Source organism: Janthinobacterium sp. 1L-D-8-B-C4, from assembly GCF_057291295.1.
The window spans coordinates 14,694-38,214 of sequence record NZ_JBXAVX010000008.1 but is presented as its reverse complement, the minus strand read 5'-3'; the positions used below and the strand labels follow the sequence as shown (position 1 = coordinate 38,214).

25 protein-coding genes are annotated in these 23,521 nt (G+C 62.7%); 15 read left to right on the top strand and 10 right to left on the bottom strand.

The window, feature by feature from the left end; translation table 11 throughout:
• Window positions 1–8: 8 nt before the first annotated feature.
• The 6 genes from murC to AC0Z42_RS15305 all read left to right on the top strand — a co-directional run bounded on the left by murC (window position 9) and on the right by AC0Z42_RS15305 (window position 6,521).
• Window positions 9–1,412 carry a UDP-N-acetylmuramate--L-alanine ligase gene (gene murC, locus AC0Z42_RS15330; RefSeq protein WP_485469069.1) on the top strand — a complete coding sequence of 468 codons (1,404 nt, stop codon included), beginning with the start codon at window positions 9–11 and terminating at the stop codon, window positions 1,410–1,412.
• Window position 1,413: 1 nt separating this feature from the next.
• Entirely contained in the window at window positions 1,414–2,382 is a 969-nt protein-coding gene (locus AC0Z42_RS15325) for a D-alanine--D-alanine ligase (protein ID WP_485469068.1), read from the top strand.
• Between the two features lies 1 nt (window position 2,383).
• A complete protein-coding gene (locus AC0Z42_RS15320) occupies window positions 2,384–3,202 on the top strand; it encodes a cell division protein FtsQ/DivIB (protein ID WP_485469067.1) in 819 nt (272 codons plus the stop codon).
• A gap of 51 nt (window positions 3,203–3,253) precedes the next feature.
• Window positions 3,254–4,486, top strand: a complete 1,233-nt coding sequence (ftsA, locus tag AC0Z42_RS15315) for a cell division protein FtsA (protein ID WP_094443323.1) — start codon at window positions 3,254–3,256, stop codon at window positions 4,484–4,486.
• A gap of 150 nt (window positions 4,487–4,636) precedes the next feature.
• Window positions 4,637–5,845, top strand: coding sequence for a cell division protein FtsZ (ftsZ, locus tag AC0Z42_RS15310; RefSeq protein ID WP_485469066.1), 1,209 nt, complete (start codon window positions 4,637–4,639; stop codon window positions 5,843–5,845).
• A 169-nt stretch (window positions 5,846–6,014) separates the two neighbouring features.
• Window positions 6,015–6,521 (top strand): redoxin family protein, encoded by a 507-nt coding sequence (locus AC0Z42_RS15305; protein WP_485469065.1) that lies wholly within the window; start codon window positions 6,015–6,017, stop codon window positions 6,519–6,521.
• A 47-nt stretch (window positions 6,522–6,568) separates the two neighbouring features.
• Here AC0Z42_RS15305 and AC0Z42_RS15300 read toward each other — a convergent pair whose 3' ends face one another.
• On the bottom strand, window positions 6,569–7,336 hold the full coding sequence (locus AC0Z42_RS15300) for a class I SAM-dependent methyltransferase (RefSeq protein ID WP_485469064.1): 768 nt from the start codon (window positions 7,334–7,336) through the stop codon (window positions 6,569–6,571).
• Between the two features lie 104 nt (window positions 7,337–7,440).
• Between AC0Z42_RS15300 and AC0Z42_RS15295 the strand changes: the two genes are divergently transcribed.
• From AC0Z42_RS15295 to lpxC, 3 genes are all read left to right on the top strand, one after another.
• Window positions 7,441–8,220, top strand: coding sequence for a helix-turn-helix transcriptional regulator (locus AC0Z42_RS15295; protein WP_485469063.1), 780 nt, complete (start codon window positions 7,441–7,443; stop codon window positions 8,218–8,220).
• A 151-nt stretch (window positions 8,221–8,371) separates the two neighbouring features.
• Window positions 8,372–9,214, top strand: a complete 843-nt coding sequence (locus AC0Z42_RS15290; RefSeq protein WP_485469258.1) for a DMT family transporter — start codon at window positions 8,372–8,374, stop codon at window positions 9,212–9,214.
• 50 nt (window positions 9,215–9,264) lie between these two features.
• Complete coding sequence (gene lpxC, locus AC0Z42_RS15285; protein WP_485469062.1) at window positions 9,265–10,200, top strand: UDP-3-O-acyl-N-acetylglucosamine deacetylase; 936 nt, start codon at window positions 9,265–9,267, stop codon at window positions 10,198–10,200.
• Between the two features lies 1 nt (window position 10,201).
• Here the strand turns inward: lpxC and AC0Z42_RS15280 are convergent, their stop codons facing one another.
• The gene (locus AC0Z42_RS15280; protein ID WP_485469061.1) at window positions 10,202–10,711 is read right to left on the bottom strand and encodes a DciA family protein; all 510 of its coding nucleotides are present in this window, start codon (window positions 10,709–10,711) and stop codon (window positions 10,202–10,204) included.
• A 274-nt stretch (window positions 10,712–10,985) separates the two neighbouring features.
• On the opposite strand from AC0Z42_RS15280, the gene secA reads away from it, so the two are divergent.
• The 6 genes from secA to AC0Z42_RS15250 all read left to right on the top strand — a co-directional run bounded on the left by secA (window position 10,986) and on the right by AC0Z42_RS15250 (window position 17,132).
• The gene (gene secA / locus AC0Z42_RS15275) at window positions 10,986–13,760 is read left to right on the top strand and encodes a preprotein translocase subunit SecA (RefSeq protein ID WP_485469060.1); all 2,775 of its coding nucleotides are present in this window, start codon (window positions 10,986–10,988) and stop codon (window positions 13,758–13,760) included.
• 138 nt (window positions 13,761–13,898) lie between these two features.
• Window positions 13,899–15,137 (top strand): bifunctional glutamate N-acetyltransferase/amino-acid acetyltransferase ArgJ, encoded by a 1,239-nt coding sequence (gene argJ / locus AC0Z42_RS15270; protein WP_485469059.1) that lies wholly within the window; start codon window positions 13,899–13,901, stop codon window positions 15,135–15,137.
• Window positions 15,134–16,000, top strand: coding sequence for an ATP-binding protein (locus tag AC0Z42_RS15265; protein ID WP_485469058.1), 867 nt, complete (start codon window positions 15,134–15,136; stop codon window positions 15,998–16,000). Before argJ ends, AC0Z42_RS15265 begins: the two co-directional genes overlap by 4 nt.
• The gene (locus AC0Z42_RS15260; RefSeq protein WP_485469057.1) at window positions 15,997–16,434 is read left to right on the top strand and encodes an NUDIX domain-containing protein; all 438 of its coding nucleotides are present in this window, start codon (window positions 15,997–15,999) and stop codon (window positions 16,432–16,434) included. The genes AC0Z42_RS15265 and AC0Z42_RS15260 overlap by 4 nt, the downstream gene beginning before the upstream one ends.
• A 69-nt stretch (window positions 16,435–16,503) precedes the next feature.
• Complete coding sequence (locus AC0Z42_RS15255) at window positions 16,504–16,719, top strand: FitA-like ribbon-helix-helix domain-containing protein (RefSeq protein WP_485469056.1); 216 nt, start codon at window positions 16,504–16,506, stop codon at window positions 16,717–16,719.
• A gap of 2 nt (window positions 16,720–16,721) precedes the next feature.
• Entirely contained in the window at window positions 16,722–17,132 is a 411-nt protein-coding gene (locus tag AC0Z42_RS15250; protein ID WP_485469055.1) for a PIN domain-containing protein, read from the top strand.
• Here the strand turns inward: AC0Z42_RS15250 and yacG are convergent.
• From yacG to AC0Z42_RS15210, 8 genes are all read right to left on the bottom strand, one after another.
• The gene (yacG, locus tag AC0Z42_RS15245) at window positions 17,129–17,320 is read right to left on the bottom strand and encodes a DNA gyrase inhibitor YacG (RefSeq protein WP_485469054.1); all 192 of its coding nucleotides are present in this window, start codon (window positions 17,318–17,320) and stop codon (window positions 17,129–17,131) included. The two genes, AC0Z42_RS15250 and yacG, sit on opposite strands and share 4 nt — an antisense overlap.
• An 11-nt stretch (window positions 17,321–17,331) precedes the next feature.
• Window positions 17,332–18,087, bottom strand: coding sequence for a cell division protein ZapD (zapD, locus tag AC0Z42_RS15240; RefSeq protein ID WP_485469053.1), 756 nt, complete (start codon window positions 18,085–18,087; stop codon window positions 17,332–17,334).
• A gap of 62 nt (window positions 18,088–18,149) precedes the next feature.
• The gene (gene coaE / locus AC0Z42_RS15235; protein ID WP_485469052.1) at window positions 18,150–18,809 is read right to left on the bottom strand and encodes a dephospho-CoA kinase; all 660 of its coding nucleotides are present in this window, start codon (window positions 18,807–18,809) and stop codon (window positions 18,150–18,152) included.
• 13 nt (window positions 18,810–18,822) lie between these two features.
• Window positions 18,823–19,692 (bottom strand): prepilin peptidase, encoded by an 870-nt coding sequence (locus AC0Z42_RS15230; RefSeq protein ID WP_485469051.1) that lies wholly within the window; start codon window positions 19,690–19,692, stop codon window positions 18,823–18,825.
• Window positions 19,693–19,796: 104 nt separating this feature from the next.
• On the bottom strand, window positions 19,797–20,129 hold the full coding sequence (locus AC0Z42_RS15225) for a helix-turn-helix domain-containing protein (RefSeq protein ID WP_485469050.1): 333 nt from the start codon (window positions 20,127–20,129) through the stop codon (window positions 19,797–19,799).
• A 27-nt stretch (window positions 20,130–20,156) separates the two neighbouring features.
• The gene (locus AC0Z42_RS15220; RefSeq protein ID WP_485469049.1) at window positions 20,157–20,474 is read right to left on the bottom strand and encodes a type II toxin-antitoxin system RelE/ParE family toxin; all 318 of its coding nucleotides are present in this window, start codon (window positions 20,472–20,474) and stop codon (window positions 20,157–20,159) included.
• 84 nt (window positions 20,475–20,558) lie between these two features.
• Complete coding sequence (locus tag AC0Z42_RS15215; RefSeq protein ID WP_485469048.1) at window positions 20,559–21,755, bottom strand: type II secretion system F family protein; 1,197 nt, start codon at window positions 21,753–21,755, stop codon at window positions 20,559–20,561.
• Between the two features lie 74 nt (window positions 21,756–21,829).
• Window positions 21,830–23,314, bottom strand: a complete 1,485-nt coding sequence (locus AC0Z42_RS15210) for a DHA2 family efflux MFS transporter permease subunit (protein ID WP_485469047.1) — start codon at window positions 23,312–23,314, stop codon at window positions 21,830–21,832.
• Between the last annotated feature and the right edge of the window lie 207 nt (window positions 23,315–23,521).

Genomic DNA, 23,521 nt, shown 5'->3' with positions numbered 1-23,521 from the left:
TTAGCTCTGTGAAGCATAAAGTAAACAATATCCACTTTGTCGGCATCGGCGGCAGCGGCATGAGCGGCATTGCCGAAGTGCTGGTCAACCTCGGCTACAAGGTGTCGGGTTCGGATCTGGGCAGCAATGCGGCGACGCAGCGCCTGGCGAGCCTGGGTGCAACCGTGATGCTCGGTCACGCGGCGGAAAACATCGGCGACGCCGACGCCGTGGTAACGTCGGGCGCCGTGCCGCACGATAATCCTGAAGTGGCGGCCGCGCGCGCACGCAAGATCCCGCTGGTGCCACGCGCGGTGATGCTCGGCGAACTGATGCGCCTGAAACGCGGCATCGCGATTGCCGGCACCCATGGCAAGACCACCACCACCAGCCTGGTCGCCTCCGTGCTGGCGCAGGGCGGGCTGGACCCGACGTTTGTCATCGGCGGCCGCCTGACCAGTGCCGGCGCCAACGCCAAGCTGGGCTCGGGCGACTACCTGGTTGCCGAAGCCGATGAATCGGATGCCTCGTTTCTGAACCTGGCGCCGATGATCGAAGTGATCACGAATATCGATGCCGATCACATGGATACGTACGAGCACGATTTTGAAAAACTCAAGCAGGCCTTCGTGCAGTTCACGCACCGCCTGCCGTTCTATGGCCGCGCCATGCTGTGCGTGGACGATCCGCACGTACGCGCGATCATTCCGTTCGTCACCAAGCCGGTTACCACTTACGGCTTTGCCGAAGACGCCGAAGTGCGCGCCATCAATGCGCGCGCGGTCGGCCTGGAAATGCATTTCACGGTGCTGCAGGAAGGCTACCCTGCCATCGACGTGGTGCTGAACCAGCCCGGCATGCACAATGTGCAGAACGCCTGTTCGGCGATCGCGATTGCGCGCGAGATCGGCATCGCCGACAGCGCCACCCAGCAGGGCCTGGCCGAATTTTCCGGCGTCGGCCGGCGCTTCACGCGTCATGGCGACGTGGCGCTGCCGAACGGCGGCAGCTTTGCGCTGGTCGACGATTTCGGCCACCACCCGGTCGAGACAGAAGTCACCCTGGCCGCCGCGCGCGCCGCGTATCCGGGCCGCCGCCTGGTGCTGGCGTTCCAGCCGCACCGCTACAGCCGCACGCGCGACCTGTTCGAAGATTTTGTGAAAGTGCTCGGCGCGCCCGACGTGCTGCTGCTGTCGGAAGTATATGCTGCCGGCGAAGCGGCTATCGTCGCCGCCGACGGCCGTTCGCTGGCCCATGCACTGCGCGCGCGCGGCAAGATCGAACCGATCTTCGTCGAGTCCATGGCCGACATGGCCGACACCATCATGAGCGTGGCGCGCGACGGCGACGTCGTGCTGACCATGGGTGCCGGTTCGATCAGCGGCATCCCGCAACAACTGACAACGTATACAACCAACACTGCAAAGGCCTGACGTGAACGCAGCTTCAGCTATCGATGTGAAACAATTGGGCAAGGTCGGCGTCCTGTTCGGCGGCCGCTCGGCCGAGCGCGAAGTGTCGCTGATGTCGGGCGCCGGCGTGCTGGCCGCCTTGCAAAGCCATGGCGTCGACGCGCATGGCTTCGACACGGGTGTACGCAGCCTGGCCGAACTGGCCGCTGAAAATTTTGATCGCGTCTTTATTGCGCTGCACGGCCGCTACGGAGAAGACGGCAGCTTGCAGGGCGCGCTGGAGCAACTGGGCATTCCATACACGGGCAGCGGCGTGATGGCCTGCTCGGTCGGCATGGACAAGGTCTATACCAAGATGATCTGGCTGATGCACAAGCTGCCCACGCCGCAATACGCGGTGCTGGCCGACGACTCGAACCTGGCGCAGGTGGTCGAAGAACTGGGCTTGCCATTGATCGTCAAGCCGCCGCATGAAGGTTCGAGCATCGGCATCACCACCGTGCATGAAGCGTCGGCCTTCCAGGCTGCGTACGATATCGCCGCCGGCCTGGACGACTCCGTGCTGGCCGAGCAATTCATCAAGGGCCGCGAATTTACGGTGGCGATCCTGGGCCAGGGCGCCACCGCGCGCGCACTGCCGCCGATCGAGATCGTCGCACCGCAAGGCAATTACGATTACCAGAACAAGTATTTCACGGACGTGACCCAGTATTTCTGCCCGCCCGAGCTGGACCCGGCGATCCTGGCGGAGATGGAGCGCATCGCGCTGGCGGCCTACCGCGCGCTGGGCTGCGAAGGCTGGGGACGGGTCGATGTCCTGATGCGCAGTGCCGACAGCGCGCTGTTCCTGCTCGAGGTCAATACCTCGCCCGGCATGACCGGCCACTCGCTGGTGCCGATGGCGGCGCGCGCGGTGGGCATCAGCTATGAAGACCTGTGCCTGGAAATCGTCGCCTCGGCACGCCTGAAAATCAGCAAGGGACAACACTGACATGTGGCACGACGCTAAAAGCCTCAATACGACCGCCAACGGCCTGATGGCCTTTGTGCTGGTCGTGTGCGTGGCCGCCGGCGTGTGGTGGGTGTCGCAGCGTCCGATGTTCGAGCTGCGCACCATCAAGGTGGAAAGCGTGGATGCGAAGGGGCTGCGGCACGTGAATTACCTGACCCTGCGCGCCGGCACGCAGGGCCGCATCAAGGGCAATTTCTTCACCAGCAATCTCGAAAGCGTGCGCAGCGTGTTCGAAGCGGTGCCCTGGGTGCGCCGCGCCAGCGTGCGCCGCGAGTGGCCGAACCAGCTGATCGTGGCGCTCGAAGAGCATGAAGCGCTGGGTACCTGGGGCGAGGACGGCCGGCTGCTGTCGGTCAAGGGCGACGTGTTTACCGCCAACGTAGCCGAAGCCGAGGACGACCATGAATTGCCCGCGTTTTCGGGCCCGGACGGCAGCGAGAAGGACGTGCTGGCGACGTATGTGAACCTGGAAAAATGGTTTGCACCCTTGAAGATGGCGCCTGAATCGTTGTCGTTGTCGAGCCGCTATGCGTGGACCGTCAAGCTGAGCAACGGCATGAGCGTGGCGCTGGGGCGCGAACAGAATCACACGACCCTGAAGGCCAGGGTCGACCGGCTGGTGGGCATCTATCCTCAACTGGCCAGCCGCCTGGACAATATCGACACCATCGACATGCGTTACCAGAATGGCCTGGCCTTGAGTTCGGCCGGCCTGGTGATACCGGCCGAAGGCAAGGATGGCCGGCCGGCGCCGGCGATCAGGAAAAAAACCAGCAGTGCGACCAAAAAACCGGCTTGACCGAATACTCAAAGTAATTAAACCAATAGCCCAAAAAACTAGGCGACAGAAATGACAAAAGACGCGAAGAACCTGATCGTCGGCCTCGACATCGGCACCTCGAAAGTGGTGGCGGTGGTTGCCGAAGTGATGTCCGATGGACGCCACGAAGTGATCGGGCTGGGCCAGCACGAATCGAAGGGCCTGAAAAAAGGCGTGGTGGTCAATATCGAGGCCACGGTGGAGTCGATCCAACGCGCGCTCGAAGAAGCCGAGCTGATGGCCGACTGCAAGATCCGCAATGTGTATGCCGGCATCGCGGGCAGCCATATCCGCAGCTTCAATTCGAGCGGCATGGTGGCCATCAAGGACAAGGAAGTGACGGCCACCGACGTGGCGCGCGTCATCGAGACGGCAAAAGCGGTTAACATCCCGACCGACCAGCAATTGCTGCATACGGTGCCGCAGGAATTCATCGTCGACAGCCAGGAAGATGTGCGCGAACCGATCGGCATGAGCGGCATCCGCCTCGAGGTCAAGGTGCATATCGTCACCGGCGCCGTATCGGCGGTGCAGAACATCGTCAAGTGCGTGCGCCGCTGCGGCCTGGAAGTATCGGACCTGATCCTGCAGCCGATGGCTTCGGCCGACGCGGTGCTGACAGCCGATGAAAAAGAACTGGGCGTGGTCCTGATCGACATCGGCGGCGGTACCACCGACGTGGCGGTGTTTTCCGATGGCGCGATCCGCCATACGGCAGTGATCCCGATCGCCGGCGACCAGATCACCAACGACATCGCGATGGCCTTGCGCACCCCGACCGCGGAAGCGGAAGAGATCAAGATCCGCTACGGCGTGGCCAAGCAGGTGCTGGCCGATCCGGGCGAGTCGCTGGAAGTACCGGGCCTGGGCGACCGTGGCCCGCGCAACCTGTCGCGCCAGGCGCTGGCGGCGGTGATCGAGCCGCGCGTCGAAGAGCTGTTCGCGATGGTGCACCAGGTGGTGCGCGAGTCGGGCTACGAGGGCGTGCTGTCGTCGGGCATCGTGCTGACGGGCGGCACTTCCATCATGCCCGGCATGGTGGAGATGGCGGAAGACATCTTTTTGAAACCGGCGCGCCTGGGCACGCCGGAGTATCGCGGCCAGCTGGCCGACGTGGTGCGCAGTCCGCGCTACGCGACCGTGCTGGGACTACTGCTGGAAGCGAAAAAGCAATACCTGCGCGGGCATATCGTGACGCGCCAGGATGGCTCGGTGAAGGCAGTCTGGCAGCGCATGAAGGAATGGTTTTTAGGGAATTTTTAAGGGCTTGAAGTTCGCCCGGCGGTACAGGTTTTTTGGCATCAGCGCAGGTACACATAACTTATTTTAAATTTAACCGCAGTTTTCAATCTCCAGCTCTCCTAACGATATGAGGCCTGGCGCTTGGAAACCGCATTCTGATAGGAGCACATCATGGAGTTCGATATGGTCGATAACACAGCTATAGGTACCGTCATCAAGGTAGTCGGCGTCGGCGGTGCGGGTGGCAATGCAGTGCAACACATGATCAACAAAGGCATGTCGGGCGTGGAGTTCATTGCCGCCAATACCGACGCTCAAGCCCTGTCGACGTCCAAGGCGCACAACATCATCCAGATCGGCGATACCGGCCTGGGTGCCGGCATGAAACCGGCCGTCGGCCGCCAGCTGGCCGAAGAATCGCGCGCGCGCATCGCCGATGCGCTGCGCGGCGCGCACATGGTGTTCATCGCCGCCGGCATGGGCGGCGGCACCGGCACCGGCGCGGCGCCGATCGTGGCCGAAGTGGCCAAGGAAATGGGCGCGCTGACGGTGGCCGTGGTCTCCAAGCCTTTCTCGTACGAAGGCCAGAAGTGCATGGACATCGCCGACGAAGGCCTGGAGCAGCTGTCCCTGCACGTCGATTCGCTGATCATCATCCTGAACGAAAAACTGGAAGAGATCTACGAAGACGAAAGCATGCTGGAATGGATGCAGCACGCCGATGATGTGCTCAACAACGCGGTGGCCGGCATTGCCGAGATCATCAACGTGCCGGGCCATATCAACGTCGACTTCAACGACGTGAAAACCATCATGGGCGAGCAGGGCAAGGCGATGATGGGAACCGCTACCGCTTCCGGCGTGGACCGCGCGCGCATCGCGGCCGAACAGGCGGTTGCCTCGCCGCTGCTGGACGGTATTGATCTCTCTGGCGCGCGCGGCGTGCTGGTCAATGTCACGGCCAGCCGTGGCCTGAAGGGTAAAGAGATCAAGGAAGTCATGGCCGCCGTGCGCGCGTTTGCCGCGCCGGACGCATCGATCGCGCAAGGTATTGCCTACGACGACGACATGGGCGACGATATCCGCGTCACCGTGGTGGCCACGGGCCTTGGCCGCGCCAAGAAAAACATCCAGCTGGTACCGCAGCAAGTGCTGCGCACCGGCACCCACAACAGCCCGCTGACCCCATCGGCTGCGATGGGCGCTGCGCAAACCGTGACCACCACGGTCGGCGCGGCCACGCCGGCGGCAGGCTTTGACGGCATGAAGGCGCCAGCCGTATGGCGCCGTGAAACCGCTTCCGAGCAGGTGCGCGCGATGGAAAAGAACGGCATGGAGACGTATGACATTCCAGCTTTCCTGCGCAAACAGGCTGATTGATCGAACGCTGAAATACTGATGCAAACGGCGGCCTTCGGGCCGCTGTTTTTTTGATCTCAGCCTTTGCTTTCATGGGGGATTTCTGCACAAATACGGCAAGTCAGGCATACTGTCGCGCAGTGCCGGCCCAAGGCCGGCTTCCCCCAATACCCTATAAAAAGGAGTCACCATGACGATCAAGATCGGCGATACTCTGCCGGAAGGCACCCTGGCTGAATTCATCGAAACCGAAACCGAAGGCTGCGCGCTGGGCCCGAACACGTTCAATGTGCAGGACCTGGTCAAGGGCAAGAAGATCGCCATCTTCGGCCTGCCAGGCGCATTCACGCCGACCTGCTCGGCGCAGCACGTGCCAGGTTATGTGCAGCACGCGGAAGCCCTGAAGGCTGCCGGCGTCGATGAAATCTGGTGCATCTCCGTCAACGACGCTTTCGTGATGGGCGCCTGGGGCCGTGACCAGAAGGCCACCGGCATCGTGCGCATGATGGGCGACGGCAATGCCGCCTACAGCAAGGCCCTGGGCCTGGACGCCGATTTCTCCAAGCACGGCATGGGCACGCGCTCGCAGCGCTACTCGCTGCTGGCCGACAATGGCGTGGTGACGCAATTGAACATCGAGCAGGGCGGCAAGTTTGAAGTGTCGAATGCCGAGACCTTGTTGGGTCAGTTGAAGTAATTCGGCCGGCGATATAAAAAAACGGCGCCTTTGCAGGCGCCGTTTTTTTATTGCACCAGCGGTTTTGTTGCCTCGAACATGGCCGCGTCGATATCGAACGAGTAATCGCCCTGCAGCGCAAAGTACTGGCGCGCTTCCTCTGGCGCCGCGTCGAACAGGTTGCGGATGGCGGCGATGCGCTCGGCTGGGGTGCGCATGCGCGCTACCCACTCGTCAAATTGCATGGTCAGCTTCCATACGCTGCGCAGGCTGTGCGTGAAACCGGCGTTGTCGAACTTGGCGCCCCATTCGCAGGTGCGGTAGTCGCGCACATGCGAGCCGTCGCGCAGCAGTTCCACCGCCTGCAAGGTGGTGTCGTACAGGGCGGTTTTCGGCGCCACGATATCGACCACCAGCAAGGTGCCGTTCGGGCGCAGCACGCGCCAGCTTTCCGCCAGCGCGCCGGCCACGTCGCCCCAGTGGTGGGCCGAAAAGCGCGTCACGACCATGTCGAAACTGGCGTCGGCAAATGGCAGCCTGGCCACGTCGCCCTGGCGCGTGCTGATATTGTCCAGGCCGCGCTGCACCTTGGCGTGTTCCACCACGTCCAGCATCGGCTGCGCCAGGTCGTAGGCCACCACCGATGCCGCCACCGGCGCGACGGCAAAGCTGGCGTGGCCGGCGCCGCAGCCCAGGTCCAGCACAGCAGGTCGGCCATGGCGGCGCGCCGCTTCCTGCATCAGCACCAGGTCCGCGCCCTGGGCGTGGATGGCGCTGCTGAGGTAGGCATTGGCGGTCTTGCCGAACTGCTCGGTAATGACATCGTGCTGGTGCATGGTTTTCTCCCGTGGTTGGTGGTGTTGAGGCAGAATAGACCTTCTTTTATCCTGTAACAAGACAACAACTTATACTGGTATAAGCACTACCATGAAAGCACGCCATGTCGCACAAGCTCGCTGAATTCATCCGCGCCCGGCGCGAAGCCGTCACCCCCGCCATGGCCGGCCTGCCCGGCGGCGGGCGGCGCCGCACGCCGGGCCTGCGCCGCGAAGAGCTGGCACAATTGTGCGATGTCAGTCCGACCTGGCTGACCTGGCTGGAGCAGGGCAGGCCCGTGTCGGCCTCGGGCAAGATGCTGGCGCGCCTGGCGCAGGTGCTGCAGCTGAGCGCGGCCGAACGGGCCTATCTGTTCGAGGTGGCCGACAAGGCCGATCCCGAGCATGGCGCGGCGCATGGCGCCGGGGCGGCGTGCGGCGAGTTGGCCGCCATCGTGGCCGCCATCGATGCGCCGGCCTATATGCTGGACCAGCAGTGGAATGCGGTGGCCTGGAATGCGCAGGCGGCCAGCCTGTTTGCCGGCTGGCTCGACACGCCGCAGCCGGAGCCGCCACCGAACCAGCTGCGTTTCATGTTCCGGACGCCGCAGGCGAGGCTGCTGATCGCCGGCTGGCCCGAGCGCGCGCAGCGGCTGGTGGGCGAATTTCGCGCCGATATCGGCCGCCGTGCCGACCAGGCGCCGCTGGCCGGCCTGATCGCGGAACTGGCCGCGAGCAGCGACGAGTTTCAGTTGTGGTGGGACGCGCAGCAGGTGCTGGGCCGCGATGGCGGCTTGCGCCGTTTCCAGCATCCGCTGCGCGGCGCGCTGCAGTTCAATCAGGTGACCCTGCACCTGGCGCGCCAGCACGAGCTGAAGCTGGTAATGCTGTTGCCTGTATTGTAAAGATTGCTACCGCGCTTGCTATAATCCGGGCGACCGCGTGCATGCGCACTTGCACCCGGTCCTGGCTCCGGCCGTCGCCATGATGACGGTTTCTCTCCTGCCAGGAGTTGCTTTGCCTTCCCATAATCCCAATCTGCGCAGCATCTACGCGATGCTGGCCGCCGCCGCCCTGTTTTCACTGATGGACACGGCCATGAAGCTGCTGTCGGCAACCTACCCCGCGATGCAGGTAACGGCCTTGCGCGCCTTGTCGTCGCTGCCGCTGGTATGCCTGTACCTGCTGTACCGTGGCGCGTTCAAGCGGGTACTGAAGGTGCGCTGGCCGCTGCACTGTTTGCGCGGCGCGCTGGGCATTGCCATGATCACCCTGTTCGCCTATGGCCTGAAGCGTTTGTCGCTGGCCGAAGCGTATTCGCTGTTCTTTATTGCACCGTTGCTGATCACGGCACTGTCGGTGTTCATTTTGAAGGAGCGGGTCGACCTGGCGCGCTGGTGCGCGATCGCCGTTGGCCTCGCTGGCGTGCTGGTGGTGCTGCGTCCGGAAGGTGGTGAATTTTTGTCGCTGGCCGGCCTGGCCGTGCTGGCCGCGGCCGCCTGCTATGCCGTCTCGGCCATCACCGGCCGCATCCTCAGCCGTAGCGACGCCAGCGAAAGCATGGTGTTCTGGCTGATGATCATGATGGCGGCCGGCGGCGTGGCGCTGTCCTGGCATGAGTGGGTGGCGATCCGGCGCGAAGACTGGCTGCTGCTGGCCGGCTTGTCGGTCAGCGGTTTCCTGGGCCAGCTGGCGATCACGGAAGCGTTTCGCAGCGGCAAGGCTTCCAGCGTGGCGCCGTTCGAATATTCGGCCCTGGCCTGGGGCATGGGCCTGGACTGGCTGCTGTGGCGCACCCTGCCCGACCAGTACACCATGATCGGCGCGGCCATCATCATTGCCAGCGGCATCTATCTGGTGCGCCGTGAAGCGGTGCATGTGGAAAGCGAACATCCGTAACATTTTTTCTGCGGCCAGCATTCCAGAGCGCAACTGGATATAATCTGGGGATGTTAAAACAACGCACCATCAAACAATCGGTCCGCACCATCGGTGTCGGCTTGCACTCCGGTACCAAGGTCGAACTGACCCTGAGTCCGGCCGCCATCGACACGGGCATCGTGTTTCGCCGTATCGACCTGGTGCCGGTGGTGGAGTTTCCCGCCAGCGCCATGGCGGTCGGCGACACGCGCATGGCCTCCGTGCTGATCAAGGACGGCGCGCGCGTCTCGACCGTGGAACACCTGATGTCGGCCGCGGCCGGCCTCGGCATCGACAATATGGTCATTGACGTGAATGCGGAAGAAATTCCCATTATGGACGGTTCGGCCTCGTCGTTCGTGTTCCTGCTGCAGCAAGCTGGCGTGGAAGAGCAGGCGTCGGCCAAGAAATTCATCAAGGTGATCAAGCCGGTGGAAGTACGCCACGGCACCGGCGCGGCCGAAAAATGGGCGCGCCTGTCGCCGTATGACGGTTTCAAGCTCGACTTCTTCATTGAATTCAATCACCCGGCTGTCGATGGCACCATGCAGCGCGCCTCGGTCGACTTTGGCGACGTGTCGTATATCCACGATGTGGCGCGCGCGCGCACCTTCGGTTTCATGCAGGACGTGGAAAGCCTGCGCGGCATGGGCCTGGCCCGTGGCGGCTCGCTGGAAAACGCCATCGTGATGGACGAATACCGCATCCTGAACGCCGACGGCCTGCGCTACGAAGACGAATTCGTGCGCCACAAGATACTCGATGCGATTGGTGACTTGTACCTGGTGGGCCATCCGCTGCTGGCGTATTACACGGCGCACAAGTCGGGCCATGCGCTGAACAACCAGCTGCTGCTGGCGCTGCTGGAGCAGCCGGACTCGTACGAGATCGTCTCGTTTGCCACCAATGCAGCGGCACCGCAATCGTATATCCGTCAGATGGAGCGCGAGTGGTCGCTGACCTGAATCAGTCCCTCGGCTCGCGGTGGTGGCGCACCAGCTTGCGCAGCGCCGCGATCAGCTGATCGTTCTGTTTCGACGCCGGCAAAGCCGTGCTCAGCTCTTCCAGCGCCGACATGGCTTTTTCCGGCAACAGCAGCGCGCGCGTATGGACGATGGGCGCAATGCTCCTGGTAACCTGCACCTTGAGCTTGATGCCGCCGATCTGCCAGCCCTTTCTTTCCAGTTCTCCCTGCAGTTTCGGCAGTTGCTGCTTGAGCTTGGCCGCCAGCGCCGCGTTCGGCGTTGCCAGTACCAGCTGGCCCGCTTCGAATTGCAAGATGTCGCAATGCTCGAACATGGCTGGCAGGGCCTGGGCACAATCTTTTTGCAGGGCGGCCAGGCGCTTGACGGTAGGCATCAAGGACGCCATCGTCGCGTTGCCGCGCAAGAAATCGGTGGCGCCCGTGACGGCCGGGCCCGAACGGGCAAAGCCATAGCTGCGGCGCGGCGCCGGCGAGTAAGTGGGATTTCGCATGCCCGAAACATAGCACACTCGCCCGCGCATGGCGAGGGCGGCGGCGGCCGCCGATGGTGCCATCCCTGTGCACTGTCATGCGGAGAATGTCCGCAATTTCCCGTGTTTGTTTGTCTTAAAGCTATTGTTATATAGTGCATGATCCCAACCTTGGGGGGAACGCATGATAAAATCATCGTCTTTTGCCATAGTCGAACTCCGTGCGGTCATGCGATTGTCACCTCGCTGTCAGCCACCGAGCTTTTTTTAACGGCGTTTTTTCAAGAATTCAAGCATGTCATTACTGACCCAGATTTTCGGTAGCCGCAACCAGCGGCTGCTCAAGCAATACCAAAAAACGGTACGCGAGATCAACGCGCTCGAGCCGGTCATCGAAAAGCTGTCGGATGCCGAGCTGCAAGCGAAGACGCCTGCCTTCAAGGAACGCATCGCCGGTGGCGAATCGCTCGACGCCTTGCTGCCGGAAGCGTTTGCCGTCTGCCGCGAAGCGTCCAAGCGCGTGCTGCGCATGCGCCACTTCGACGTGCAGATGATCGGCGGGATGGTGCTGCACTATGGCAAGATCGCCGAGATGGGCACGGGCGAGGGCAAGACTCTGATGGCAACCCTGCCAGCCTACCTGAATGCACTGTCGGGCAAGGGCGTGCACATCGTTACCGTCAATGATTATTTGGCACAGCGCGACGCCGAGACCATGGGCCGTTTGTACGCCTGGCTGGGCTTGAGCACGGGCGTGAACATGTCGCAGATGGAGCACGGCGCCAAGCAGCAGGCCTACAACTCCGATATCACCTACGGCACCAACAACGAATTCGGTTTCGATTTCCTGCGTGACAATATGGTGTACGAAGCGCGCGACCGCGTGCAGCGCGCGCTGAACTTCGGCATCGTCGATGAAGTCGACTCGATCCTGATCGATGAAGCGCGTACGCCTTTGATCATCTCCGGCCAGGCCGAGAGCCATACCGACCTGTATCACAAGATCAATGAAGTGCCAGGCTTGCTGACGTTGCAGATCGGCGAAGAAACGCCGGACGGCAAGGGCAAAGTCGATGTGCCGGGCGACTACACCAAGGATGAAAAAGCGCACCAGGTGCTCTTGACCGAAGCTGGCCATGAAAAGGCCGAGCGCATCATGACCGAACTGGGCCTGCTGCCGGAAGGCGCCTCGCTGTACGATTCGGCCAATATCTCGCTGGTGCACCACATGTATGCGGCGCTGCGTGCGCATGCCCTGTACTTCAAGGATCAGCACTATGTGGTGCAGAACAATGAAGTGGTGATCGTCGATGAATTCACGGGCCGCCTGATGACGGGCCGCCGCTGGTCCGATGGCCTGCACCAGGCCGTCGAAGCGAAAGAAGGCGTGAAGATCCAGAACGAGAACCAGACCCTGGCCTCGATCACCTTCCAGAACTACTTCCGCATGTACGCCAAGCTTGCTGGCATGACCGGCACGGCCGATACCGAAGCCTACGAATTCCAGGAGATCTATGGCCTGGAAACGGTGGTGATTCCGCAAAACCGTCCGCTGCAGCGCAAGGACCGCCAGGACCAGGTCTACAAATCGTCGGCGGAAAAATACAATGCGATGGTGATCGATATCCGCGACTGCTACGAGCGCGGCCAGCCAGTGCTGGTGGGCACCACCTCGATCGAAAACTCGGAACTGTTGTCGGGCATCCTCGATAAAGCCAAGCTGCCGCATAACGTGCTGAACGCCAAGCAGCATGCACGCGAAGCGGAAATCATCGCCCAGGCCGGCCGACCGAAAGCCATTACCATCGCCACCAACATGGCCGGTCGCGGTACCGACATCGTATTGGGTGGTAACGTTGAAAACCAGATCAAGTTCATCGACGCCAATGCCGAACTGAGTGACGCCGACAAGGCCAGCCAGTCGCAAAAAATGCGCGATGAATGGCAGTCGCTGCACGACCACGTGGTCAATGCGGGCGGCCTGCACATCATCGGCACCGAACGCCATGAATCGCGCCGCGTCGACAATCAATTGCGTGGCCGTGCCGGCCGCCAGGGCGATCCCGGCTCGTCGCGCTTCTACCTGTCTCTCGACGACGCGCTGCTGCGCATCTTCGCCGGCGACCGCGTGCGCGCCGTGATGGACCGCCTGAAAATGCCGGAAGGCGAACCGATCGAAGCGGGCATCGTGTCGCGCTCGATCGAATCGGCCCAGCGCAAGGTGGAAGCGCGCAACTTCGACATCCGCAAGCAATTGCTGGAATACGATGACGTCGCCAACGACCAGCGCAAAGTGATCTACCAGCAGCGTAACGAGTTGCTGGAAACGACCGACATTTCCGAAATGATCGCCTCGCTGCGCCACGGCGTGTTCACCGACCTGGTGCACGCTTACGTGCCGCAGGAATCGGTCGAAGAGCAGTGGGACATCAAGGGCCTGGAAGCCGTGCTGGCCAGCGAGTGGCAGCTCGACATGCCGCTGCAGCAGCTGCTTGAAGCCGACTCGACCCTGACCGACGAAGAGATCGTTGAAAAAGTGCTGGTGGCGGCCGATGCCGTGTACCAGTCGAAAATTGATATCGTCGGCAAGGAATCGTTCGGCGGCTTCGAGCGCAACGTCATGCTGCAAAGCGTGGACAGCCACTGGCGTGAACACCTGGCGGCGCTGGACCACCTGCGCCAGGGTATCCATCTGCGTGGCTACGCCCAGAAGAACCCGAAACAGGAATACAAGCGCGAAGCGTTTGAACTGTTCGGCATGATGCTCGACATGATCAAGAACGACGTTACCAAGCACGTGATGACGGTGCGCATCCAGTCGCGCGAAGAAGTCGATGCGGCCGAAGCAGCGATGCAGCAGTCGCACGTGGAAAACGTGCACTACCAGCACGCCGAATTCGATCCGAACGCGGCGCCGGAAGAGCTGCTGGCGCCGACCGCCGGCGACAGCAGCGACCAGCAGTACGTCGACGACATGAGCGTGAGCATGGGCGTCAAGGTCGGCCGCAACGACCCATGCCCTTGCGGCAGCGGCAAGAAATACAAGGCTTGCCACGGGAAATTGGCATAAAGGCGGTTTGACAGCCTGAACAAAAACGGAGACCGCGGTCTCCGTTTTTTTTGCCCGGGCGTCCGGCACGTCGCATGGCCAGCGGCGTCGCGAAGGCGCTACAATAGCGCTTCCTTTTCCCCTCGCAGAAGAACTCATATGGCCGTCAATTCTCCCAAGCCCGTCGCCGCCGACCTGAAAGCCGTCGCCGGTATTGAAATCGGTGTTGCCGAAGCCGGCATCAAGAAGCCGAACCGCAAGGATTTGCTGGTATTGAAACTGGCGCCGACCGCCACCGTGGCCGGCGTGTTCACCTTGAACCGCTTCTGCGCCGCGCCGGTGCAGATTGCGAAAGCCAACCTGGCGGCCGTGACCGCCGGCGCCGCGCCGATCCGCGCGCTGCTGGTTAATACCGGCAATGCCAATGCGGGCACGGGTGAATCGGGCCTGGCCGCCGCGCAGGACAGCTGCGCCGCGCTGGCCGAGCTGCTGGGCTGCACGCCACAGCAGATTTTGCCGTTTTCCACCGGCGTGATCCTCGAACCCTTGCCGGTACAGCGCCTGGTGGCAGGCCTGCCGCAGGCCGTCGCCGCGCTGACGCAAGATAACTGGTTCTCGGCGGCCGAAGCCATCATGACCACCGACACCCAGCCGAAAGCCGGTTCGCGCAGCGTCACCATCGAAGGCCATGCGGTCACCCTGACCGGCATCAGCAAGGGCGCCGGCATGATCAAGCCGAACATGGCCACCATGCTCGGTTTCCTGGCGTTCGACGCCACCGTGGGCCAGCCGGTGCTCGATCAACTGGTGAAACAGGCGGCCGACAAGTCGTTCAATTGCATCACCATCGATGGCGACACCTCGACCAATGATTCGTTCATGCTGGTGGCCACCGGCGCCGGCAGCCTGGTGATCGACTCGGTCGACTCGCCCGGCTACGCCGAACTGGCCGCCGCCGTGACCGAACTGTCGACTTTCCTGGCGCAGGCGATCGTGCGCGACGGCGAAGGCGCGACCAAGTTCATGACGGTGACCGTGGAAGACGGCCGCAGCATGGAAGAGTGCCGTAAGATCGCCTATTCGATCGCCCATTCGCCGCTGGTGAAAACCGCGTTTTTTGCGTCGGACCCGAACCTGGGCCGCATCCTGGCCGCGATCGGCTATGCCGGCGTGGACGACCTCGATGTCAGCCTGTTGAACCTGTACCTGGACGATGTGTGGGTGGCCAAGAATGGCGGCCGCAATCCCGACTACCAGGAGCAGGACGGCCAGCGCGTGATGCAGCAAAGCGAAATCACCATCCGCGTAAAACTGGCGCGCGGCGACGCCACGGCCACCGTCTGGACCTGCGACCTGTCGCATGACTACGTGTCGATCAACGCCGACTACCGTTCATGACCGGCCTCGAACAATTCCTGCTGCGTGCCGAGAGCCTGCTGGCGCGCGTGGAGGCGATCCTGCCACCGGCCACGCCGGCCATCGACTGGAGCAGCTTTGCCTTTCGCTGGCGCCGCCGCCAGGGCGCTGCCAGCCATCTGCAGGCGGTGGCCCATGTGTCGAACATCGCACTCGATGACCTGCACAATATCGGCACGCAAAAGGCCCAGATCGAACAGAACACGCGCCAGTTTGTTGCTGGCCGTCCCGCCAACAACGTGCTGCTGACGGGCGCGCGCGGCACCGGCAAGTCGTCCCTGATCAAGGCTTGTTTGAACCAGTTCGCCGGCCAGGGCCTGCGCCTGATCGAGGTCGACAAGGCCGATCTGGCCGACCTGCCCGATATCGTCGACCTGGTGGCGGCGCGCCCCGAGCGCTTCATCATCTTTTGCGACGACCTGTCGTTCGAAGAAGGCGAGAGCGGCTACAAGGCGCTGAAGGTGGCACTCGACGGCAGCATTGCCGCGCAATCGGACAATGTGCTGATCTATGCGACCTCGAACCGGCGCCATCTGATGCCGGAACGCATGTCGGATAACAGCAGCTACAAGACCGACGACGATGGCGATCTGCATCCGGGTGAAACGGTCGAGGAAAAGATTTCGCTGTCCGAACGGTTTGGTTTGTGGCTGTCGTTCTATCCGTTCAAGCAGGACGACTACCTCGACATCACGGCGCACTGGCTGGCCTCGTTTGGCTGCACGCCGGAGCAGATCGCGCAAGCGCGTGGCGACGCCCTGCGCTGGGCCTTGCAGCGCGGTTCGCGTTCGGGCCGGGTAGCGTGGCAGTTTGCGCGCGACTACGCGGGAAAGCTGCCGCAATGAGCGAAGTGAAAGTCAAACCGGTGGATGTCGCGGTCGGCATCCTGATGAAGCCGAACGGCGACGTGCTGCTGGGCCAGCGCCCGGCCGGCAAGCCGTATGACGGCTATTGGGAGTTTCCCGGCGGTAAGGTCGAGCCGGGCGAGGCCATCTTTGACGCCCTGAAACGCGAGTTTGTCGAGGAACTCGGTTTGCAGATCGACAGCGCCGAGGCCTGGTGCGGCGTGGAATATGTCTATCCGCACGCCCATGTGCGCCTGCATTTCTATATCAGCCGCCACTGGCGCGGTGAACCGCAAAGCCTGGAAGGCCAGGCCTTTGCCTGGCAGGGCACGGTGGGCGTGGAACCCTTGCTGCCAGCCACCATTCCCTTGCTGGAATGGCTGGACGTGGTGCGCCAGGAAAGTGCTGCTACCGGCTTGACCGCCACCATCTAGTCCCCGTCGGCGCCTTGCATTGCCCGCTCTTTCCGCTACAGTGATTGCATCTGTTTGCGGGAGACTCGCATGGCGCTGACCCTGACCCTGACCTTCAACGATGCCGATGAACTGCTGCTGGCAGCGCTGCACAAGCGCGCCCGCGCGCATGGCCGCAGCATCGAGGAAGAGCACCGCGATATCCTGCGCAGCGTGCTGCGTCCGCTCCCTAAGCGTCCGCTCGACGATATCCTGCGCGGCATGCCCGACGTCGGCAGCGACACCGATTTTGAGCGCGATCATTAGCCATGGCCGGCTACCTGCTGGACGCCGATGTGGTCAATGCCGCGCGCAAGGGGGCCAGGGCGCCGGCCGGCGTGCGATCCTGGTTCGAGCGGGTGGCGCCCGACGAGCGCTACCTGCCGGTGCAGGCGGTGGCGCAGTGGCGTGCCGGCATCCGGCGGTTATGGCAGCGCGGCGCCAGCATGGAAGCGCTGGCGATGGAAAGCTGGCTCGAAGCAGTATTGCGCGACTACGCGGCGCGCCTGCTCGAGTTCGACCTCGATTGCGCGCTGGTGTGGGCCCGCTTGCCAGCGTATGGCTCCGATATTGATGGCCAGACCGCGGCAATGGGCATCGCCCACGGCCTGACGGTAGTCAGCGGCCGGCTGGACCACTATGCGGCAACAGGCTTGCGGCTGGAAAACCCGTTTGCTTAATGCGAAGGCTTGTTTTCTTCGTCGTCCAGCGGATCGTCGAGCGGGTCGGCGGCCGGTATCGTGTATTTCTCTTCGGCCCAGGCACCCAGGTCGATCTGCTTGCAGCGATTCGAACAGAAGGGGCGGAAGGGATTGGCCTCGGTCCATTCGACTTTGGCGGCGCAGGTAGGGCAGTTAACAACGGTCATGGCAAGAAAAATTAAAAATTACACAGCGTAAGCTCGAATGGGACATCTTCTTCGAGCGGCTTGGGTTTCAGGTCGCCGCCCTGGGTAGTAAAGCGCACCCACAGCATGTATTTGTTGGCGGAGATTTCAGGAATTGCGCCGCTGGCCTCATCAAGACTCAAACGCAGCATCTGGTAGACTTTCCCTTGCAGCATTTGCTGGAAACTGCCCGCATTGGCGATCAGCTTGACGGAGCCACCCGAATCGCGCAGCAGGCGCAGTACCAGCGCCAGCGCATCGAACAACGGCGCCAATGGCGCGAACCAGGCGTGGATATCGGCCAGGCGCTGCTCCGAGCTGCGCTGCTGCCAGGCATAGTAGGACGGCAGGTCGAATTCGCAGGCGCCGCCGGGAATGATGGTGCGGCCGCGTATGCTCATCAGCCATTCATTGTCGCGGATATTCTGCCCGGTCTTGCCTTGCGCCGCCACCAGAGCGCCGCTGACGCTGTCAAGTTCAGCGAGGATGGCGTCCAGGGTTTCCGGCTCCACATTCGGATTGCTGCGGTAGCCAAGCAGGCTCTGGCGCTGGCGTTCGAGTTCCTGCAACAGATCGGACTTCAGGTCGGCGCGGCCGGCCACTTCCAGCATGTCAAAGATAGTTGCCAATGCAACGTGGTGCTGCATCGCATGCTCTTGCTGGACGAAGAACTTGAATTTGTCGTACAGGTCTTCCAGTCGCAACAGTGTACGTATGCGTTCGTTGAAAGGGTATTCGTAGACAATCAAAATAATTCCCTTAAGTATGGACCGGCAAGCAATCCCGTGATTCTGAACCAAGCGTCGGCAAATTACAAATGCTGTGAGGCCATTCCCGCCATTCTTTTTGAAAATGCCAGATATACCTCGTGCAAGAGGGCGATCTGCGGTTCCAGGGCCGCCAGGTCGCCATTGTTATCGATCACATCGTCGGCGGCCGCCAGGCGCATGGCCCGCGTGGCCTGCGTTGCCATGATGGCGTTGACTTGCGCTTCCGACAGGCCGTTGCGCTGCATTACGCGCGCCACCTGCAGGCGTTCCTGGCAGTCGATTACCAGCACGCGGTTGACCCGTTCCACCCAGCCACCCGATTCCACCAGCAGCGGCACGGCAAAGATCACATAGCTGCCGCTGGCGCTGTCCGCCGCCGCCAGGGTGGCGGCGCGGATGCGCGGATGCAGAATCGCTTCCAGCCTGGCTTTGGCGCCGCGGTCGGAAAACACCAGCTCGCGCATTTTGGCGCGGTCCATCGCGCCGTTGGCGTCGGCAGCGCCGTCGCCAAACTCCGCCAGCAGCGCCGGCATGGCCGCGCCATTGGCGGCCGTCAGGCTGTGCGCGATCTCGTCGGTATCGACGATGGTGGCGCCGCGCGCGGCAAACAGATTGGCCACCGTGCTCTTGCCGCAGCCGATGCCGCCGGTCAGGCCGATACTGAAATAAGGTACGCTGTTCGTTGTGCTCGCTTGCGTCATGAGTTCCATTTCGTCAGCCCACCAGGCCCAGGGTCAGCTGCGACAGCGGCGCGCCGTACAGCAGGGCGATGACGCCGGCGGCGGCCAGGTAGGGACCGAAGGGGATGGGCTTGTCACGCCCGCGTTTGGCAAATACGATCAGGCCGATGCCGACCAGCGCGCCGACGATCGACGACAATAAAATAATCGTCGGCAACATGGTCCAGCCCAGCCAGGCACCCAGCGCCGCCAGCAATTTGAAGTCACCATACCCCATTCCTTCCTTGCCTGTCGCCAGCTTGAAGGCCCAGTAGACGCTCCACAGGGCCAGGTAGCCGGCAGCCGCGCCGATCACGGCGTCGGCAAGCGGCACGAAAGTGCCATTGATGTTGACCAGCAAGCCCGCCCACAGCAGCGGAAAGGTCAGGTCGTCGGGCAGCATCTGCGTATCAGCGTCGATAAACGTCATGGCGATCAGCAGAAAGGCAAACAGCAAGGTGGCCAGCCCGGTCCAGCCGCTGCCGAAATGCCAGACCAGCAAGGCCGACAGGGCGCCGGTCAGCAGTTCCACCAGCGGATAGCGCGGCGAAATCGGTGCCTTGCAGGCGCTGCACTTGCCACGCAAGGCCAGGTAGCTGATGACGGGAATGTTTTCCAGCGCGGTGATGCGGTGGCCGCAGGCGGTGCAATGCGAATGCGGCAGCATCAGATTGTATTTGTCGGTGTGCGGCGGCGGCTGGCCGCTTTCGACCGCCACGTAATTGTCGGACTCGCGCTGCATCATCTTCGGGATGCGGTGGATCACGACATTGAGAAAGCTGCCGACGATCAGGCCGAACAGCGCGGCGACCAAAGTGACGAACAGATTGCCGGGCGCGGCGAACAACAGGGTATCTTGCAGCATGGTGGTCTTGTCAGGGTGGGATGTTGCCGTACAAACAGATGCCGGCACTGCGCAGTGTAAAACATCCACACCCTTCCGGGGAACTTTCGGCAGAGCGTCGCCCGTTACGCGATCGAGAACGTCACCCGCTTGCCGGTGCGGGCCAGCATGTCGACCAGGGCGTCGATGGTGAACTTCGGGGTTTTCTTGTTGATCACGTCGGACACGCGTGGGCGCGTCACGCCGAGGATCTGGGCCGCGTCGGCCTGCTTGAGGTTTTCGGTATCGATCCACAGCGCCAGTTCGCCCATCAGTTTTTCCTTGATGGCGATCTTGTCCGAGATGATGCGCCGCGACTGCGCCTGCAGCGCCTGCGCTTCGGCGGGTTCAAAACCCAGGTCGGCAAACACATTGCCGCCAGCGGGCGTGATGCGGGCGGATTTGGTGTCGATGCTCATTTGGTGTTCCTTTCCTTGATCACGGCTTTATAACGGGTGCTGGCAATCTGCTTGTCGTGCCTGGATGTGGCATTGGTTTTTTTTCTTGAAACAGTGCAGCACATACACAGCTTCGGCAAACTTGGCCACGTACATTACCCTGAACCAGCCATCGTCCAGGTTGACGATGATTTCGCGCGTGCCCGGGCCGACTTCGTCGAACGGTTTCCAGCGGTCAGGTTCAAGCCCTGCCTGCACCTGGCTCAGCTGATGGCCCGCTTCCCGGCGTGCGTTGACAGTAAAGATGGCGTCGTCCTTGATGTCGTCAAGCGAACTGCCGCGCCAGTCGATCGGTTTCTCGCTCATCTCGACTCCTTTGAGTGTATCAAATTTTATACGCGCAGTGCAAGCGAAATACCGGTGACCGTTTTTGCCCTGGCGCAGGTCTTTTCAAATCACCGCCCCCAGCTTGAAAATTGGCAAATACAGCGCGATCACCAGCCCGCCGACCAGCACGCCCAGCACCACCATCAGCGCCGGCTCCAGCAAGGACGTAAGGATGGTGACGGTGCTGTCGATCTCCGCTTCGATGATGTCGGCCGCGCGCGTGAGCATGGCGTCGAGCGCGCCCGATTCCTCTCCGATCAGGGCCAGTTGCGTCAGCAGTTCGGGAAACACCCCGCTGTGGCCCATGGCCAGCGCCAGGCTGCCGCCGGCGCGGATTTCGCGTTCGATACGCGTCGTCGCTTCCTGGTACAGCACGTTGTTGGCGGCGGCGCCGACCAGGGCCAGCGAGTCAAGCAGGGGCACGCCGGCCGCATACATGGCGGCCAGGGTGCGGGTCCAGCGGGCGATCGCCGCACGGCGCAGCAGCGGGCCGAACAGAGGAATACGCAAGGCTTGCAGTTGCACCTGGCGGCGCAGTTGCGGCGCACGGCGCCAGGCCAGGCGCAGCAGTAGCGTGACGGCCACCAGCGCGGCCAGCAGCCAGTACCACGACTGCATTAGCAGGCGCGACATTTCCATCACCATCAGGGTCGGCAATGGCAGCGGTGCGCCGAAGCTGTCGAACACTTGCCGGAAGGCCGGCACCACCACTGTCAGGATGATGGACGTGACAAGGATGGCGACGGCCACGATGGCCAGCGGATACATCAGCGCGCCGCGCAGCTGGCGCCGCAGGGCAATGGCTTTTTCCTGGTGCGTGGCCAGGCGCGCCAGCAGTTCCTGCACGATGCCGGCCTGTTCGCCGGCCGCCACCAGGTTGCAATACAGTTCGTCAAACAGCAGGGGGAATTGGCGGAAGGCTTGCTGCAGGCTGCCGCCCGCTTCGATATCGTGGCGCAAGTCCTGCATCAGCTGTGTCATGGCCGGCTTGGCATGGCCCTTGCCGGCGATCGTGAAGGCGGTCAGCAGCGGCACGCCGGCGCCCATCATGGTGGCCAGCTGGCGCGTAAACAGCGCGATATCCTTGTGGCGGATGGCTTTGCCCGGCGCGGCGCGGCGGGCCCGCACGCGGGTGGCAAGGATGCCCTGGCGGCGCAGCAGCACGGTGGCGGCAGCGGCGTCGGTGGCGCGCAGCATGCCTTCTACCCGCTTGCCGTGGCGGTCCTTGCCCTCCCATGCGAACCGCCGCTCGATCGCCATGTGCGCCTCCCGGTACACAGTAGCACCGGCGCGGCCAAGGCCGCCAGCGTGGCGTCGCGGCGGCTTGAGGCCGCTCAGTCCTTGCCGGTTTGCGCTGTCGTCTGGACTTCCGTCTGCACCACCGCTTTCGCCTTGACCTCGGCCAGGTCGTCTTCATCGCTATCGCTGCCCTTGCTGATGCTTTCGCCATCCGTGCGGCGCAAGGTCCAGAAGGTCAGCGAAGACAGGATCGTCACCACCGCCAGCGTCAGGAACGCGTGATGCAAGGCGGTGCTCAGCATGGCGCGGTTCGACTGCGGCATGTCGCCCAGGTACCAGCCGGTGATCAGCGAACCGAACGCCAGGCCAAAGCTCATCGACAGTTGCTGCATCGAACTGGCAATCGTGCTGGCCATGCTGGAATCGGCTTTGTCGACATCGGCGTAGGCAATCGTGTTCATGCTGGAAAACTGCAGCGAATTGAAAAAGCCCAGGCACAGACTGATGCCGACGATCACGTACAAGGGCGTGCCGGCGCTGACCTGCGAAAACATGGCGATGGTCACGCCGATCAGCACCGTATTGACGATCAGCACCTGGCGGTAGCCGAAGCGCGCCAGCACGCGCGCAGAAATGAATTTCATGCCCATCGCGGCGGCCGCCGACGGCATCATCAGCAGGCCCGACTGCCATGCCGGCAGGCCCAGGCCCAGCTGGTACAGCAGCGGCAGCAGGAAGGGCAGGCCACCGACACCGAGGCGCGTGACAAAGCCGCCCACCACCGACACGCGGAAGGTGCGCACCTTGAACAGTGCCAGGCGCAGCAGCGGGTGCAGCACCTCGCTCGAATGCCACACATACGCCGCCAGCAGGCTGATGGAAATGAACAGCAGCACCGCAAACGAGGTGGGATCGACGCGATGCTCGCCGAATACTTCCAGCAGCCACGACAGCAGGGCGACGCCGGTGCCGAACAGCACCAGGCCGATCAGGTCCAGCGGACGCGGCTTGTCGCCGTAATAGTCGGGCATGTAGCGGTGCGCCAGGTACAAGGCCACCAGGCCGACCGGCACGTTGACGAAGAAAATCTCGCGCCACGACAGCCAGTGCACGATCAGCCCGCCCACGGTGGGCCCGAGCAGCGGGCCGATCAGGGCCGGGATAATCACGAAATTCATCGCCGCCAGCAGTTGCGATTTGGGAAAGGTGCGGATGATGGTCAGCCGGCCGACCGGCATCATCATCGCCGCTCCCACGCCCTGCAGCAGGCGCGCCGCCACCAGCATCGGCGAATTGACGGACAGCCCGCACAGGATGGAGGCAATCGTAAAGATGGCGACCGCGGCGGAAAACACGCGCCGGGTGCCGAAGCGGTCGGCCATCCAGCCGCTGATCGGGATGCACACGGCCAGGCTCAAAATGTAGCTGGTAACGACCGCCTTCAGGCTCAGCGGCGTGACATTCAGGCTGGCGGCCATGCTGGGGATGGCGGTATTGACGATGGTGGAGTCGAGCTGCTCCATGAAGAGGGCGGTAGCGACCACCCACGGAAGATAGCTTTTAACGGCGGAACTGGACATGGATGCAAACCTGAGGAGGGTGGAACGGAGCCAACAGTGTTCGGATTGTCACATAAATGGCGAACGCGCGCCGGCCGCCTGCAGGCCACGGCACGGTCACCGGGGCCAGTCCATGGAACAATTGTTCCATAGTAATAGTTGATTTCCGGAGATAGCATGGGTGCTGCTATCGCGACTCGCTGCAGTCGCGTCACCTCTTTCCTGGAA